This window comes from Saccharibacillus sp. O23 (genome assembly GCF_002205895.1).
Lineage (GTDB): Bacteria > Bacillota > Bacilli > Paenibacillales > Paenibacillaceae > Saccharibacillus.
This window is the reverse complement of the sequence record NZ_NJDE01000002.1, coordinates 394,185-409,748: the sequence shown is the minus strand read 5'-3', so window position 1 is coordinate 409,748 and position 15,564 is coordinate 394,185. Positions and strand designations below refer to the sequence as shown.

At 56.4% G+C, this 15,564-nt stretch carries 13 protein-coding genes; 8 read left to right on the top strand and 5 right to left on the bottom strand.

Features of this window, described 5'->3' with window-relative positions; translation table 11 throughout:
• The first annotated feature begins 334 nt into the window (after nucleotides 1–334).
• The 4 genes from CDO73_RS03360 to CDO73_RS03345 all read left to right on the top strand — a co-directional run bounded on the left by CDO73_RS03360 (nucleotide 335) and on the right by CDO73_RS03345 (nucleotide 4,949).
• Entirely contained in the window at nucleotides 335–1,750 is a 1,416-nt protein-coding gene (locus CDO73_RS03360; RefSeq protein WP_179218522.1) for a hemolysin family protein, read from the top strand.
• Nucleotides 1,751–2,004: 254 nt separating this feature from the next.
• A complete protein-coding gene (locus CDO73_RS03355; RefSeq protein ID WP_088487069.1) occupies nucleotides 2,005–2,514 on the top strand; it encodes a PH domain-containing protein in 510 nt (169 codons plus the stop codon).
• On the top strand, nucleotides 2,511–4,148 hold the full coding sequence (locus CDO73_RS03350; protein ID WP_088487068.1) for a PH domain-containing protein: 1,638 nt from the start codon (nucleotides 2,511–2,513) through the stop codon (nucleotides 4,146–4,148). The genes CDO73_RS03355 and CDO73_RS03350 overlap by 4 nt, the downstream gene beginning before the upstream one ends.
• A gap of 219 nt (nucleotides 4,149–4,367) precedes the next feature.
• Entirely contained in the window at nucleotides 4,368–4,949 is a 582-nt protein-coding gene (locus CDO73_RS03345) for a hypothetical protein (RefSeq protein ID WP_088487067.1), read from the top strand.
• Nucleotides 4,950–5,028: 79 nt separating this feature from the next.
• Here CDO73_RS03345 and CDO73_RS03340 read toward each other — a convergent pair whose 3' ends face one another.
• From CDO73_RS03340 to CDO73_RS03330, 3 genes are all read right to left on the bottom strand, one after another.
• Nucleotides 5,029–5,982 (bottom strand): DUF4367 domain-containing protein, encoded by a 954-nt coding sequence (locus tag CDO73_RS03340; RefSeq protein WP_088487066.1) that lies wholly within the window; start codon nucleotides 5,980–5,982, stop codon nucleotides 5,029–5,031.
• Nucleotides 5,963–6,550 carry an RNA polymerase sigma factor gene (locus tag CDO73_RS03335; protein WP_088487065.1) on the bottom strand — a complete coding sequence of 196 codons (588 nt, stop codon included), beginning with the start codon at nucleotides 6,548–6,550 and terminating at the stop codon, nucleotides 5,963–5,965. Before CDO73_RS03335 ends, CDO73_RS03340 begins: the two co-directional genes overlap by 20 nt.
• Before the next feature lie 270 nt (nucleotides 6,551–6,820).
• Nucleotides 6,821–7,624, bottom strand: coding sequence for a TraR/DksA C4-type zinc finger protein (locus CDO73_RS03330; RefSeq protein WP_088487064.1), 804 nt, complete (start codon nucleotides 7,622–7,624; stop codon nucleotides 6,821–6,823).
• 210 nt (nucleotides 7,625–7,834) lie between these two features.
• Between CDO73_RS03330 and CDO73_RS03325 the strand changes: the two genes are divergently transcribed.
• Nucleotides 7,835–8,977 (top strand): zinc-dependent alcohol dehydrogenase, encoded by a 1,143-nt coding sequence (locus tag CDO73_RS03325; protein ID WP_088487063.1) that lies wholly within the window; start codon nucleotides 7,835–7,837, stop codon nucleotides 8,975–8,977.
• 168 nt (nucleotides 8,978–9,145) lie between these two features.
• Here CDO73_RS03325 and CDO73_RS03320 read toward each other — a convergent pair whose 3' ends face one another.
• The gene (locus CDO73_RS03320; protein ID WP_088487062.1) at nucleotides 9,146–10,378 is read right to left on the bottom strand and encodes an aminopeptidase; all 1,233 of its coding nucleotides are present in this window, start codon (nucleotides 10,376–10,378) and stop codon (nucleotides 9,146–9,148) included.
• Nucleotides 10,379–10,613: 235 nt separating this feature from the next.
• On the opposite strand from CDO73_RS03320, the gene ku reads away from it, so the two are divergent.
• Entirely contained in the window at nucleotides 10,614–11,486 is an 873-nt protein-coding gene (ku, locus tag CDO73_RS03315) for a non-homologous end joining protein Ku (RefSeq protein ID WP_088487061.1), read from the top strand.
• Nucleotides 11,487–11,634: 148 nt separating this feature from the next.
• On the opposite strand, the gene CDO73_RS03310 is transcribed toward ku, so the two are convergent.
• Nucleotides 11,635–12,687: an NAD(P)/FAD-dependent oxidoreductase gene (locus CDO73_RS03310; RefSeq protein WP_088487060.1), complete on the bottom strand. Its 1,053-nt coding sequence runs from the start codon at nucleotides 12,685–12,687 to the stop codon at nucleotides 11,635–11,637.
• A gap of 238 nt (nucleotides 12,688–12,925) precedes the next feature.
• Between CDO73_RS03310 and CDO73_RS03305 the strand changes: the two genes are divergently transcribed.
• Nucleotides 12,926–15,037 carry a BglG family transcription antiterminator gene (locus tag CDO73_RS03305; protein WP_256972540.1) on the top strand — a complete coding sequence of 704 codons (2,112 nt, stop codon included), beginning with the start codon at nucleotides 12,926–12,928 and terminating at the stop codon, nucleotides 15,035–15,037.
• Nucleotides 15,038–15,097: 60 nt separating this feature from the next.
• Nucleotides 15,098–15,541 carry a PTS sugar transporter subunit IIA gene (locus CDO73_RS03300; protein ID WP_088487059.1) on the top strand — a complete coding sequence of 148 codons (444 nt, stop codon included), beginning with the start codon at nucleotides 15,098–15,100 and terminating at the stop codon, nucleotides 15,539–15,541.
• Nucleotides 15,542–15,564: the final 23 nt, after the last annotated feature.

Sequence of the window (15,564 nt, the reverse complement as noted above, 5' to 3'; positions counted from 1 at the left end):
TCGCCGGAAAAGCGCGGCAAAAGCCGATGGACGACGCTCTAGATAAGAATCGGTTGATCATATGGGCTTTTAACCGCCTTTACGGCGGTTTTTTGCCGTTTTTGGCCTTCCGTTCCTATTTTGCTAAGATCGTTTTTAGCTTTATAATTGTAATTATAGCTAAAAAAGAAACGGAGTGAACGAAATTGGGAAGTTGCTAGCTTGGGCGATGGCGCCGAAAACAAGCAAGAGAACAACGACGGTTAGTCAAAATCATTCAACGAAACGAAGGAGGTGGACCCGTTTTTCGGGTAATGCCGCAATGCGTTAAGCGGTTCGGAAAACGGGATTTCTATTGACCAGTGACCCCTTGCCCGGTTGGTTAAGTATTTTATTGGTTGTGCTGCTTGTCGGTTTGAACGGATTTTTCGTGGCGGCGGAATTCGCGATGGTTCGGCTCCGCGAGAGCCGGCTCGCGACGATGGCGGAGAGCGGCAGCAAACGCGCCGGCTTCGCCCGAAGCATGGTAAACAATCTCGACGCTTATCTGTCGGCCTGCCAGCTCGGCATTACGCTGGCCTCGCTCGGACTCGGCTGGATCGGGGAACCCGCGGTCGCGTCGTTCCTGCGTCCGATGTTCCACGGCTTCGGCTGGAACAACGAGGCCGCGATTCACGGCACGTCCGTGGCGATCGGATTCGTCATCATTACCATGCTGCATATCGTGATCGGGGAACTCGCCCCGAAATCGATGGCGATCCGCAAGACGGAAGCGGTGGCGCTGACGGCGGCCGCTCCGATGGTCTTATTCTACAAGACCATGTATCCGTTCATCTGGGCGCTTAACGGAATGGCGAACGCGCTGCTCCGCTTGCTCCGGATCGAACCGGCGACCGAACTCGAATCGGCGCATACCGAAGAAGAAATCCGAATCCTGGTGAAGGAAAGCAATAAAAACGGGCTGATCGACAATACCGAGATGGCGCTTGTCGACAACATCTTCGAATTTGCCGACACGACGGCGCGCGAAGTCATGATTCCGCGGACGGAAATGATCTGTCTGTACAAGAATCTGCCGCGCGAAGAAAATCTGGAGATCGCGTATGACGGCATGCGGACGCGCTACCCGGTCTGCGAACAGGACAAAGACCATATTATCGGCTTCGTTCATATCAAAGACTTGATGCGTTACCCGGATGCGGATTACGATCGCCTGATCCGTCCGATCATCGCGGTTCCGGAATCGATCCGGATCAGCGAATTGATGAAGCTGATGCAGCGCAGCCGCACGCAGATCGCGATGTTGGTCGACGAATACGGCGGTACGGCCGGTCTGGTGACGCTCGAAGACATCATGGAAGAGATCGTCGGCGAAATTCAGGACGAATTCGACGAAGAAGAACGGCCAGAACTCGAACAAGCCGGCGAATTCAGTTATTCGATCGACGGCATGATGCTGATTCAGGACGTTAACGATCAATTCGGTTTCGAGTTGGATTACGACGACTACGATACGATCGGAGGTTGGCTGTACGCGCATATCGACGCGCTGCCGCCGCGCAAAGGCCAGTCGGTCGACTACGAAGGCAGCACGTTCATCGTCGACGAGACGGAACAGAAGCGGATCTCCCGCGTGCGCATTCTGAAGCCGCTCCCCGAAGAAGAACAGTTCCCGGAACCTCGTAACGAAGAGGACGAACCGGAGATGCCGGAGGAAGAGGACGACACGGTCGTCGCTTTGTCGGCCAAACGGGCCGAAGCCGGCGCTTAAGAAACGCCGGAAAGTCCGTCAAGCGGCCGACCGTCGTAGCGACCGTTCCATTGATGCCTTGCAATCCTGAGATCGACCGCCGGAGTCTGCTCCGGCGGTCTTTTTGCGTCCAGCCGACGATTTCCGGCGAATCGGCAACCGAATACGCTTCGCGTGCGTAAAGTGCTAGGCGAGATACAAGGCCTAGCCGGCGTCCTCGTCCGATTGACTTGGACGAAAAATACCGCTACGCTTTACAGCATGGAGGGGAAGACATGGAATGGAATGAAGAGCAAGATCATCGCGGCCCGGATCGTTTCAGGCGTCTGCACGCCGACTGGATTGCGGCTTCGCGCGTCGGCAGCGCGATCTTCTACGCGATTCCGCTTCTGGCGGCGGCCGCGTTAACGGTGCTCAGCGTCGTATTCGAATGGGATTGGCCGCCTCTGTGGGTCGGCGCGGCGGTAACGTTCGTCTGCGCGCTGCTGTTCGCGTTCGCGGTGTTCCGCGTGCCGATCATTCGGTACAACCGCTTCGGATTCGCCGTCTTCGAAGAAGAAGTGGAGATCCGCAAAGGGCTGTTCTTTATCAGCGAGACCTTGATCCCGATGACCAAAGTGCAGCACGTCAAGCTCGAGAGCGGACCGATTCTGCGCAAATACGGTCTCGCCGAGATCAAGATCGTGACGGCGGCCACGACGCATTCGATCGCCGGATTGAAATCGGACGAAGCGGAGAACTTCAAACGCATGATCGGAGAATTGGCGCGGAGGACGGAAGAATGAGCGGCCCGAAACGGATGTCGCCGCTGTATATCGTCTTCGCGATGCTTCGCATGCTGCGGACGCTGGTGCCGGTCGCGGTGCTGTTCGCGGTGCAGTTCATTGCCGGCAACCGCGCGCCCGGCTTCGCTCTATGGATTCTGGGCGTCGGCGTGTTATTGGTCGTCCTGACCGGATTGGTCGAAATTCTCGGTTGGAAGAAGTTCACCTACGAAGAAGAAGGCGATCGGATCACGATCCGCAAAGGGCTGATTCAGCGCAGCGAGAAGATCATCTATTACTCGCGCATTCACTCCGTCAGTCAGGAGCAGCCGCTGATCCAGCGGATTCTGGGCGTCGTGCAGCTCAAGATCGAGACGCCCGGCGGCTCGGGCGACGGGGATGCCGTGCTCCCCGTGCTGCCGCGCCGCGAGGCGGAGCGGCTCCAGCGCGCGCTGAACGAGCGCGCTGCGGACCACGGCGCCGCCGCGGAACCGGCGGCGGCAGAGCCGTTCTTCGGCCCGGCCGGAGGGGCCGAAGGCCAAGAGCCTCCGGCCGGCTTCGCGGGGCCGGAGCAGGGCGCGTCCGGCGCGGCGGGCAGCTTCGCCCCGCCGGACGCGCAGGCGGGAGAGTCCCGCCGCGCCGAAGGCGGGGCTCTCCCGCAAGAAGCGGGGACCGCCGCCGCAGGGCGGTCCCGCGCGGCGCGCGCGCCCGAGCCGGAGCTGCTTTACCGGCTCGGACCGGGCCGCCTGTTCCTGGCGGCGCTCACCGAGATGAACCTCGGTCTGGCCGTCGCCTTCGTGGCCGGCATATTCTCCTTCGCGGACGACCTGCTGCCGGACGAGTGGATGAACCGCTTGGTCACGAACGCCCAAGCTTATCTGACCGGCTTCCGGGCGATCTTGATCATCGCCGCCGTCGCGCTGATCGCGGCTTGGCTGTTGTCGTTGGTGCTGTTCATCGTCAAGTATGCCGGCTTCTCGTTGTACCGGGAAGGAGAGAGGTTGTCGATCCGTTACGGCCTGCTGGAACGCAAACAGTTCTTGTTCCATCCGGGCAGGGTTCAAGCCGTGACGATTCGCGAAGGTTGGCTGCGCCAAGCGCTCGGTTACGCGCATGTCGAACTCAACGTCGTTTCGTCTGCGGAAGAGAAAGAGACGCCCGCGCTGCATCCGTTTATCGCGCGCGCGAAGATCGAAGAACTGCTGAGCGGCACCATTCCGCAGTTCCGGTTCGCCGGAGCGGAATTCCGCCCGCCCAAGCGTGCTTGGTGGGGGTATACATGGATCGGACTTGTCGTCACCGTAGTCATCGCCGCCGTATTGATCTATTTCTTCCCGTATATGGGCCGTTGGGCGCTGCTTCTGATTCCGGCCAGCTTGGGGATCGATTATTGGAGTTACCGAACGAGCGGCGCGACGCTGGAAGACGATCGGCTCATGATCGTCAATCGGACGTTCGCCAAGCAGACCCATTGTACGCTCAAACGCCATATCGTGGCTTTGCATGTCGGCGGCAGCCGTTGGCAGCGCAAAGGCGAGATGTTGAACGTCAAAGCGCATCTGTTGGGCGGTTCCGGAGGCTCGTCGATCTCGGTAGCCAGATTGAAGCATTCGGACGCCGGGCAGATTTATGAATGGTATAGAAGGAAAAAGTGATCTCGATTAACTTTTTATTAAATTTTCCTTAAAATATGAATCAAAAACTAAAATTTATCTTTTATTTTTGTTGATAAGGCACTAAAATTCGACAACAACAGGAATCGGACGAAATTTGAAGCAAAAAAATAATTAGAAATTCAAAAAAAAAGGAACCCTTTGGGTTCCTTTTTCGTCTTATTCATATGAAATGCTATTACATAATAAAGGGGAATAAAAATGGACACAAACAAAAAACGTTCGTTTTTAAAAGTTTTCGCGATTCCGGCCGCCGCGCTCGTCCTCGCTTCCGTTCTTTCGCCGACAATCGGATTTGCTTCTGCAACGGAGACGACGGACGAACAGGGCTCGGCGGAGGTTACGGAGTTCGCGCTGCCGTCCCTTCCCGATTCCGATTCGACGGTCTTTCCCAATGCTCCCGGCGCACTGACTCCGCCCCCGCCCGCATCGCCTGCGAATAATCTGATGCAAAGTTTGGTCGCCAATAAATATTTGACAGCCTCGTCCAGCGAACTTTCGCTTGCCGGTCCGAATTCCGTACGCGTAACGGCGATCACCAGAACCTCGAATTCGACGTTACGGGCAGGCGTTACGTCTTACCTGCAATATTGGAACGGCAGCGCTTGGGTAAACTTCGGCGCTCCGTCCACGAGCGAATCGACTTTCTCGGCTAGTGTGAATTATACGACGACGGTTACGAAAGGTTATTACTACCGAGTCAAATCGGACCATTGGGTAGCGAGCGGAAGCGACCGCGAAAGCAATTCCAGCTACAGCGGCAGCGTGCTCGTATCCAAGTAATCTTTGCTTTTCGCCGCAGTACTCTTCAGGACCCGCGCAAAGAAGACTTTTCTTCGGAGAAGTCTTCTTTGCATACGGATTACCGAGGTTCTCCGTCTACGATATGCCCGGCAATTTGCAGCAGTTCGTCGCGCGTCAGATTGCCGCTGATCAAGATGTCGATCTGGCCGCGAATCACGTGCACAAGATCTTCGCTGCCTTCCTCGCGATCCACGAATTGTCCTTCCAGACCGTTATCCAGTTCGATTTCCGTGACTTTACCGATTCCGAAACTGTAAGTTCGATTCGCGTCTTCGTTCAAGTAATCGACAAAGATGGATAGCGTACGATCGTTTTCGCCCTTGTATCGTAACGTGAAACTGACGGGGGCCGATCCGTCGTCGGGAACGGACAACGTAGTTTCGTACCTCTCCAAGTCGGCGGGCACGCGCGGGAATTCGGGCATAGGGTAAGCCAGGCGCTGTTTGATTTCTTCAAGGCTGACAGGCTGTTCTTCGTAATGGACGGAACTGATAATTTGGCCGGGTTCCGGTTCCGGAAGAGCCTCTTCCGTACTCTCGAAGGTAGGTTTTTCGATGCCTTCCGGCGGCGGGGGCGTCAAGGCGCCTTCCGTAGACTGCGGCTTCTGCTGGCCGCTTACCACGACCGCTTCTCCCGTGCTCCACGTATACAGCTTCTGATACAAAGGATTCAAAGCGCCGGTCCGAACGGGATCCGAGAAAGCGACCGAGCCGAACAGAATCAATCCTGCCGCGATACCGGTCATGCGAATGGATCGTCTGTAGCGTCTCCGGAAAGACTGCTGCTGCCCGGCTTGTTGCGGCAAGGAAGCCGGTGCTTTCGAAGACGTCGTTTCTGCATGTTCCGCAATATTCTCGCCGGTCCGAACTTCCGTGCTGCCGGAAAGCTGCTTCCGACGATTTTGTACTCGTTCCCAAGCGGCCCGGCGGGACTCCGGGTCGACCGGAGACGCGGAGCTTACCGCCCGCTCGAACGCCTCGTCGAACAGCTCGTCAAATTTTTCGTCGTTCATCGCTGCCCTCCCATTCTTTGCGCAGTGCCTTACGCATGTTTTCCCGTGCCCTGAACAATCGCTGCCGGATGATGTCTTCGCTCGTATCGAGCGCATCCGCGATTTCCCTATACGACATTCCGTATTTCCAGCGGTAAAGAATGATGGCCCGGTATTCCGGCTTCATTCCTTCGAGATGCCGCAGGATCGCTTCTTCCATCATCTGGACCTCGACCGTTTTCTCCGGCGAAGAATTCTTATCCTGCGTTGCCTCTATATGATTAAGAACGCTATCGGCTTCCACATGGTTACGGTGTCTTTTATTTTTTCTTAAATCGTTGATGGCGCAGTTGCGCGTCACGACCTTCAGCCAAGCGAAGAACTTGGATTCGTTTTCGAATTCGGGCCTTTTTCCGATCAATTTCAGGAAGGCTTCTTGAATCACGTCTTCGGCGGCCGCATGGTCGCGTACGATATAGAAGATCGCTCCGTAGGAGAGATCGTAATATTCGTTATAGATTAACTCCTGCATGCCTTCGTCAAGTTCGTCGAAGTCATGGGTCAGAAGCATTTGAAGATGCTGAGCCATATGTACTCCTTCCTCGTTTCGTATTGGCGCGAAATAGCGAACCGAACGCGTCTATTCAAGTATTACGCGCGATAAGAAAATAATCTGTTATTCTCCATATTCTACACGAAAAAAGGAAGAAGGTGGCGTTTTTCTTGTTCATACTTCCTATTCATCGGTAATCGAGTTACCTCTTATCAGTATACGGAAGCCGGAAAACAAAACAAGAACCCGAATCGTAAAAAAACGATTCGGGCTCGATAACGGAAAACCTATGGCCGCGTTCCGCGTTTATTCGTCGCTGCTGCGCTTGCCTTGCTCAGTGCCGTCTTGTTCCAAAACGCGGACAAGCTCGGCTTCGTCGTCGACGGATTCGTCGATCTCCGCGATCGGTTCGCCTTCGCCGGCTTCGACGTATTCGCGTTCCGCGCGCGTCATCTCGACGCTGCGATGGCCTTCGGCCATATCGTTGGCGGCGAAACGCTCGATGTCTTCGACCGTTCCTTCGTCCGCGTTATTCTCGCTGGACAGTTGGTCGTAACTCTCGACGTCGCGCTGCGTCGACATGGCGGGAGAATCGGCGTTGCCGTAGCTCTCGACCGCCTGCCAAGCGTCCGCGTCGTCGAACTTGCCGGCATGCTGTTGGCGATTCTCGCCGGCTCCCGAAGGAGGAGCGGTCATCACGTCTTCTTCGACCGGACGGTAATCCGTAATCGGGTCGTTTTCCGGCGTCGTATCGACATTGTAAGACGTATAAGGAACCGCTTCTAACCGCTCGAACGGAATCTCTTTGCCGGTCTTGGCGTCGATGCCGTACGTGCCGTCTTCGATGCGTTTAAGCGCGGCCTCGACTTCTTCCAGACGTTCCGACAGGTCGGCGTCGATCGCCATGTCGCGGGCGCGTTCGAATTCTTCCGTGCCCAGATCGGCAGGGTGATTATCGACGGCCGTCAATTCGCCCGTGGAATCTCGAATGGAAGTCTCGAAGCCTTCCGGCGTATCTTCGCTGTTATCGAAGTGCTGCTCCAATTCGCTTTTGCGCTCCAGCAGCAGGTTTTTCAGCGTATCGATTTGGGAATCGCTCAAATGTTTCATGATGCAGGCCTCCATTCGTTGTCGTCGCTTCTTTCCTTTTATACCCGAACGGCAGAGGAACCAATCGGGCGCGAAAAGCGGACGCCCGACGGAGAGATCGTTCGACAGACAGTTGGCATCGGCTCCCGGTAAGGTTAATAGGGGAGGGAGACACAGTGAGACAAGCTAACCGTTCGAGAATCTTTTACCTAAAAAGGAGCGATCGACAACATGAAAGCACTCACTTATCAGGGAAAGCGTAAGGTAAAAGTCAAAGACGTGGCGACGCCGAAACTCGAAAAGCGCGACGATATTCTGATCCGCGTGACGTCCACTTCGATCTGCGGTTCCGATCTGCATTTGTTTAACGGCGAAATTCCCGGCATGAACGACGATTATATCATCGGACACGAACCGATGGGCATCGTCGAGGAGATCGGACCGGACGTGACGCACGTCAAAAAAGGCGACCGCGTCATCATTCCGTTCAACGTTTCCTGCGGCGAATGTTTTTTCTGCAAAAATCAAATGGAAAGCCAATGCGATAACGCCAACGACAATCCGGTCAAAGATACGGGCGCGATGCTCGGTTATTCCCATACTTACGGCGGATTCGCGGGCGGTCAAGCGGAGCTGCTGAGAGTTCCTTACGGCAACTTCGGACCGCTGATCATTCCGCCCGACGCCGAAGTGACGGACGAGCAGGTATTGTTCCTGTCCGACGTCATACCGACCGCTTATTGGAGCGTGGACAATGCCGGCGTCAAGCAGGGCGACACGGTCATCGTGCTCGGCTGCGGACCGGTGGGCCTCATGGTCCAGAAATTCGCGTGGCAGAAAGGCGCCAAACGCGTGATCGCGGTCGACCATGTCGAATACCGTCTGGAACACGCCCGCCGCACGAACAAGGTCGAGACGTTCAACTTTATGGAGAACGACGATCTGGACAACCATCTGCTGGAGATCACGAGCGGCGGCGCGGACGTGGTCATCGACTGCGTCGGCTTGGACTCGGAGAAGACGTTCATGGAGAAAGTGGAGACGACGCTCAAGCTTCAAGGCGGCGGACTCGGCGCGTTCCATATGGCTTCCAACGTCGTACGCAAGTTCGGCACGATTCAAGTGACCGGCGTATACGGCCTGCGCTACAACAATTTCCCGTTCGGCCATATCTTCGAACGCAACGTCACCGTCAAGACGGGGCAAGCTCCGGTCATTCACTACATGCCGGAACTGTTCGCTCAGATCAAGACCGGCAAACTCGACCCGACGGATATTATCACGCATCGCCTGCCGCTCGACGAAGCGGAGCACGCGTACGACATTTTCGACAACAAGAAAGAAGACTGCATCAAGGTTATTTTGAAGCCGTGATCGAGCTGTGACCGCGCAAGCGACTACGGCAAGCCGCGGCAGCACGGATGCTAAACGGTAAAACGGCAGCCGCGACGCGAAAAGGACCTCGCCTTCGAGAGAAGGGAGGTCCTTTTGTTTATCCGTACAAACCGCTGCCGCCGATCGGAAAACCCGTTCGGTTCGAACTTAGAAAGCCCAGCTTCCGTTGCGGAAGACCGGCTCGGCCGTTCCGTCTTCGGAGATGCCGTCGATGTTCATCTCGCCGGAACCGATCATGAAATCGACGTGCGCGAGGCTCTGGTTGATGCCGGCTTCGGCCAACTCTTCGCGGGACATCGTCGTGCCGCCTTCGATATTGAACGCGTACGCGCTGCCGATCGCGAGATGGTTCGAAGCGTTCTCGTCGAACAGCGTATTGTAGTACAAGATGCCGGACTCGGAAATCGGGGATTTATGCGGCACGAGCGCCACTTCGCCGATGTAATGCGAACCTTCGTCCATCTCGACGAGATTTTTCAGCGTGTCTTCGCCTTGTTCGGCTTTGACGTCCACGATGCGTCCGTTCTCGAACGTCAGCGTGAAGTTATCGATGATCGTGCCGCCGTAGCTCAGAGGCTTCGTGCTGGACACGGTACCGCTGACGCCGGTCTTGAACGCCGCCGTGAACACTTCTTCCGTCGGCATGTTGGCTACGAAAGCCACGCCGCGTTCGCTTTCGCTGTCCGCCGCTACCCACAGATGCGTTTTCGGCAGTTCGATCGTCAGATCGGTTCCCGGTGCGGTGTAATGGAGGGCTTTGTATTTCTTTTCGTTCAAATATACGGCTTTGGCGTTCAGCGTATCGATATGCTCCTGCCAAGCCGCGACCGGATCGGCCAGATCGACGCGAACCGCTTTGAAGATCGCTTCCCACATCGCCGGCACTTGTTCGTTCTCCGGCAGATTCGGGAATACTTTGGCTGCCCAAGCAGCCGAAGGCACGGCCACGATCGACCAAGCCAGTTTATTGGACTGCGCGTATTCGCGGTATTTGCTGAGCGCTTTGCCGGATACTTTTTGCAGCGTGGAGATCCGGGAAGAATCGACGCCTTTGAGCAGGTCCGGGTTATTGGAGACGACGGCCAGCATGGCTCCGCCGTTCTCGGCCAGTTCTTCGCGTTCGGCAGCGGTCCACTTCGGTGCGATCTCGAACGAGTCGTCCGGCGCGAGATCGTAACGCATGCGCGTGATCGCTTCGTCGGCCCAATTGACTTTGACCAGTTTCGCGCCCGCCGCATAAGCGTGCTTGACGACGAGACGTACGTATTCCAGCGATTCGATGCCGGCATCGATCATCAGAATCTGTCCGGGCTGCACGTTCACACCGACTTTTACCGCGAGTTCGGCGTATTTGTTAAGGTTGGTTTGAAAATCCGACATGATAGGCCTCCGTTTCGATACTTGCTTCATTAAAATAAACGCTATGGTTTCCATTGTACAAGATCGCGGCGAGAAAGAAAATCTAACATCGGTTAATTAGAAGCCGAGAAGCGCAGAAAAGCGGGAGAAAACGGCCGATTTCGATTCTTATTCGCCTTCCCGGTTAAATAACCGTCAAGCCGAACATAAACTTCAATTCTAAACTTCAACCCAAAACGAAGGAGAGGAATATCCCATGAACGCCGTTTGGAAAGGAGTCGTCGGATTCGGCCTCATCAGCGTGCCGGTCAAGATGTACCGGGCTTCGCGCGAGCACGAAATCCCGCTGAGGCTGCTGCACCGGAATACGCTGGAGCCGATTCGCTACGTTCGAACCTGCGACAGCTGCCAAGAAGAAGTCGGTTGGGACGAGATCGTCCGCGGTTACGAATACGAGGAAGGGCGATATGTCACTTTCGAGAAAGAGGAACTCGAAGCCTTGACGGCCGACCTGAACCGCGATTTTCGTATTCGGGAATTCGTGAGGCTCGAAGAGGTCGATCCGATCGATCTGCATCGAACGTATTATTTGTCGCCGGAAGAAGGCGGGGCCAGAGCTTATTCGCTGCTCGCGCAGGCGCTTGAAGAAACGGGCAAAGCGGGACTTGCCGTCTCGACGATCCGAACCAAAACGCGTCCTGCTCTGATCCATGCCTCGCATGGCCGTCTGCTGCTGACTACGCTTCATTACGAAGAGGAAATCGTGCCTGCCGAAGACGTTCCCGGCTTGAGCGGCGTTCCCGAATCCGTTCGCGCGGAAGTCGAAACGGCCAAATTGTTGATCGGACAGCTCACGGCCGATTTCGATCCGGCGCAGTTCGAAGACGAATCGTACAAGAGACTCATGGACGCGATCGCCCGCAAGATCGACGGAGAACAGCCGGAAATGCCGCAGGCAGCCGAGACGCAGACGCAGCCGGACGATCTGATGGAAGCGCTCCGCGGCAGCTTGGAACTGTTCAAGCCTTCGATGCAGACCGAACGAGGCGCGGAAGGAACATCCGGCGCGGCGCGCAAACCGCCCGGAACGGTCGACAAAACCGCCAAAAAATCCAAAGGAGCGGGTTAACCGCTCCGGTTTCTGTTCGAATGCCGTCCGAACGGGGACCGAAGAACGATTCGACGGCAAAAATAAAAGACCTCGAAACGCGCGCGCGTTTCGAGGTCTTTTGCGTGAAGAAGATCCGAAGGAAATCAAAAGCGCGTTTGCGCCTTGATCAATTGCTGTACATTTCTTTCAAGATCTCGCGATTTTTTTCTTTGAACAATTCGTTGTGGGAGGAGACCATGCCGTATCCGTTCGCGTCGGGTTTGACGAACTGCTTCGCTTTGTTGACGGCGTTGGCCGCGTCTTGGAACGCGCCGGCGATCAGATGCAGCTTGCCGTCGTGGTGCAGAATGTCTCCGGCCGCGAAAATGCCCGGAACGGACGTTTCGCTCGACGACGAACCGAGAATCTGGTATTCGTTCATGTCGATCTTGATCTCGCTTTGTTTCAGCAGTTCCGTGTCGCGTTCGTAACCGTGGCTGATGATCACGTCGTCCACGGCCAGCTCGAACGCTTCTTTGGACTCGTTTTTCTCGAATACGACCGTCCCGATCGCCGAGTGGTCTTCGTTCGCCACCAACGTTTTGATCGAAGCGCTGAGCAGCAGCTCGACGCCGTTTTCTCTCATGCGGGTCACGTCGGCTTCATGGCCTTTGAGTTCTTCTTTGCGGTAAGTCAGATAGACTTTCTTCGCGAAAGGCGCGAGTTCGTTAGCCCAGTCGACGGCGGAATGGCCGCCCCCGGAGATCAGCACGGTCTTGTCTTTGAAACGGGCGATCGATTTGACGGTATAATGCAGGTTCGTCACTTCGAAACGTTCCGCGCCTTCGATATCGAGCTTCGTCGGCTTCAAGATGCCGCCGCCGACGGCGAGAATGATCGTCTTGGAATAATGCGGTTCTCCGGACAGCGTATGTAGAACGAAATGATCGGCGCCTTCGGCGCGCGTAATCGAAGTCACTTTCTCGCTCAGGACGACTTCCGGTTGGAAAGTCAGGCCTTGCGCCACCATCTGTTCGATCAGCTTCGCGCCCGGCATCGGAGTCAAGCCGCCGACGTCCCAGATCATCTTTTCCGGATAGACGTGAACTTTGCCGCCCAAGAAAGGCTGGAACTCGATGATCTTGGTCTTCATCTCGCGCAGCCCGCTATAGAAAGCGGAGAACAGCCCGGCCGGACCTCCGCCTATAATCGTTACGTCGTACACTTCATGGTTCTCCATCCTTCGTGGCCTCCCTTATCGATACGAACTTCAATAGATAATGATTCTCAATATCAGTAATAAGTATAACAGCAACAAGCCTGAAAAGACAATCACTTGATTTCGGAGACTCCGAAAAAAGCGTTACCGTACAATTTTGCAAAAAAAGCCCGACGAGCTTTGTGCTGTTTTCCCCGCGGGTTGTTGCTTATAATCGTTGGCAAGCCCGGTATCCATTCACGAAAGGAGGGAGAAGGCGTTGGACGAACGCAGCGCTTCGATTCTGGCTCTTCTTCAACGGACGAACGATTACGTGCCCGTCGGCGAATTGATGGAGACGTTCGGCATCTCCAAGCGGACCGTTCATTACGACATGCAAAAAATAAACGGCTGGCTCAATCTGCGCAGGCTTCCGTCGATCGAATACGTGCGGGAAACGGGTTATCTGCTGCCGGAAGAATCGCGCTGCGCGCTTCCGGCCAACGTGACGGGCAGAGAACCGGTGCATTATTATCCTTCGAGGCACGAACGGACCGCATGGCTCGGGTTGTACCTGCTCGAACGCAGACATCCCGTATACCTGCATCATATGGAAGCCGCGATGAAGATCAGCCGGGGAACGGCGCATGCCGAACTCGGACGTCTGGGAATGCGGCTGTCCGCGCATCGTTCGGAGATCGCTTTCGATCGAAAAGAAGGCTATCGCGCGGTCGGCGAAGAGCAGGACCTGCGCGGCGCGCTTTTCCGGTTCCTGACGGAAGTGTTCCCTTCGGCGGGACGCGGCGGATTCATGTCCCGGTTCGAAGACCGGATGAAAAAGGAGTGGCGGCGCACGCTGCTTCCCGGACTGAACAAAGAACGTCTGCTGGAAGTATCCGAGATTATCGGATCGGGCGAACGAAAAATCGGCATGGAGCTGACGGACGAGACGATCGGCCAATTGTCGGCGCTCCTGATCCTGCAGATGGGCCGGATCGGACGCGGATGCGCCGTGAAGGTCGACAAACAGGAGAAACAAGCGCTCAAAGCGGCGCCGCAGTATCGGGCGGCCGCCGAGATCGCGAGCAAGCTGGAAGCCGAATGGAAAATCCCTTTTTCCGAAGACGAAATCGCTTATTTGACCATTCTTCTGCTCACCGGCAAAGTCAACAAGTTCGAAGCGGAATCGAACGGTTCGGCGGATCGGCAGGTCCGCGATGCGGCGCTGAAAATGATCGACGATTTCGAACGGATCGGATGCGTGCGTTTCCGCAGCCGGGAAGAACTGGAACGGCAGTTGTTTTTTCATATCAAAGCTCTGTTCTACCGCAATAAATACGGCGTGTTCTCCAAAAATCCGCTGACGGACACCGTGATGAAGGATTATGGAGAAATCTTCGAACTGACGCGCCGGTCCGCGCTTCCGCTTCGCAGATTGTTGGGCCGGGAACCGGACGATCACGAGACGGCTTATCTGGCCGCCCATTTCGGCGGTCAGATAAGCGACGCCTCGGCGATCCGCGCGCCGAGGCGAACCGCGGCGATCGTATGCGTCAACGGCGTCTCGTCGTCGCGGCTGCTCAAAGCGCAGCTAGCGCAGCTCGTTCCGGATATCGACGTGCTCGGCATCCTGTCGCTGCGGGAATACGAAAAGTTCGGAGCGGCGGCCGACTTCATCTTCTCCACGATTCCGCTGCCCGAAAGCTCGGTTCCGGTGTTCGTCGTGCCGGCCATTCTGGGCGAAAGCGACAAAGTCCATCTGCTCAACCGGGTGCTGCCGCATCTGGACGGACAGACCGAGCCGGCCTCCGGCCCTTCCGCGCAGGCGATCGTCGAACTGGTCGGCCGGCATGCCGATATTTCCGACAAAGCGCGGTTGACCGAAGAAATCCAGCGGTATCTGAACGCGGTAAAAACAAAACCTCCGCGCGAATACAAGCCGGGACTCGACGAACTGCTGCGGGAATCGCGCATCGCGTTCGGCGAAGCGGAGGATTGGAGAAGCGCGATCCGGCTCGCCGCGTCTCCTCTGCTGGAGGAAGGCTGCATCGAACCGTCTTACGTTCAGGCCATGATCGCGAGCGTGGAGGCGTACGGCCCCTATATCGTGACTGCGCCCGGCATCGCGATCGCGCACGCCAAACCCGAAGACGGAGCGCTTCGCGACGCCGTATCGCTGCTCTGCCTGCGGCGCGGGACGCCTTTCGGCAGCGAAGCGAGACATCTGGTGCACACGCTGTTCGTGATGGTCAGCTCCGACGGCGCTTCGCATTTGAAGGCGCTGACGCAATTGTCCCGCCTGCTGTCGGACAAAGAAAACCGGCGCCTGATGGGCGGAGAAGGGGGATTGTCCGACATCCTGCGGCTGGTCCGCCGGTACTCGGCCGATTAGGCCGAAGAGATCGGACCGGACCCCCGTAACGCGACAACAAGATCCGAGGAGGAAAAAAAGATGCTGTTTTTGGAGAAAGGTCTGGTCGCGCTCGATATCGAACCGGATTCCGCGGAAGACGCGATCCGGGCGGCCGGAAAACTGCTGGTCGGCCGACAGGCGGCCGGCGGCGAATACGTCGAGGCGATGGTGGCGGCTTACCGGGAAAAAGGGCCTTATATCGTGATCGCGCCCGGTATCGCGCTTCCCCATGCCAAAGCGGAAAGCGAGGAGACGAAAGCGGCGGTATCGTTCGCGAGATTGAAGCGGCCGATCGTATTCGGGCATGCCGATAACGATCCCGTCGATCTGGTGTTCGCGCTCGCTTCTTCGTCCGGATCGGAGCATATCGCGCTGCTCAAAAGACTGACGATGCTGCTGAACGATCCCGGAAGCGCCGAAGCGCTCCGGACGGCGAAAACGGCGGAAGACGTAGAAAAACTGGCGCGCCAAGCTTCGATTTGAACTTTTAAAACACGATAGGAGGA

Bases quoted from the DNA above. Each gene is read 5' to 3' on its own strand.
- CDO73_RS03335 (WP_088487065.1), bottom strand. From the start codon at position 6,550: ATGGCTCAGCATCTTCAAATGCTTCTGACCCATGACTTCGACGAACTT.
- CDO73_RS03300 (WP_088487059.1), top strand. From the start codon at position 15,098: ATGCTGTTTTTGGAGAAAGGTCTGGTCGCGCTCGATATCGAACCGGAT.
- CDO73_RS03310 (WP_088487060.1), bottom strand. From the start codon at position 12,687: ATGGAGAACCATGAAGTGTACGACGTAACGATTATAGGCGGAGGTCCG.
- ku (WP_088487061.1), top strand. From the start codon at position 10,614: ATGAACGCCGTTTGGAAAGGAGTCGTCGGATTCGGCCTCATCAGCGTG.
- CDO73_RS03355 (WP_088487069.1), top strand. From the start codon at position 2,005: ATGGAATGGAATGAAGAGCAAGATCATCGCGGCCCGGATCGTTTCAGG.
- CDO73_RS03350 (WP_088487068.1), top strand. From the start codon at position 2,511: ATGAGCGGCCCGAAACGGATGTCGCCGCTGTATATCGTCTTCGCGATG.
- CDO73_RS03340 (WP_088487066.1), bottom strand. From the start codon at position 5,982: ATGAACGACGAAAAATTTGACGAGCTGTTCGACGAGGCGTTCGAGCGG.
- CDO73_RS03325 (WP_088487063.1), top strand. From the start codon at position 7,835: ATGAAAGCACTCACTTATCAGGGAAAGCGTAAGGTAAAAGTCAAAGAC.
- CDO73_RS03320 (WP_088487062.1), bottom strand. From the start codon at position 10,378: ATGTCGGATTTTCAAACCAACCTTAACAAATACGCCGAACTCGCGGTA.
- CDO73_RS03330 (WP_088487064.1), bottom strand. From the start codon at position 7,624: ATGAAACATTTGAGCGATTCCCAAATCGATACGCTGAAAAACCTGCTG.
- CDO73_RS03345 (WP_088487067.1), top strand. From the start codon at position 4,368: ATGGACACAAACAAAAAACGTTCGTTTTTAAAAGTTTTCGCGATTCCG.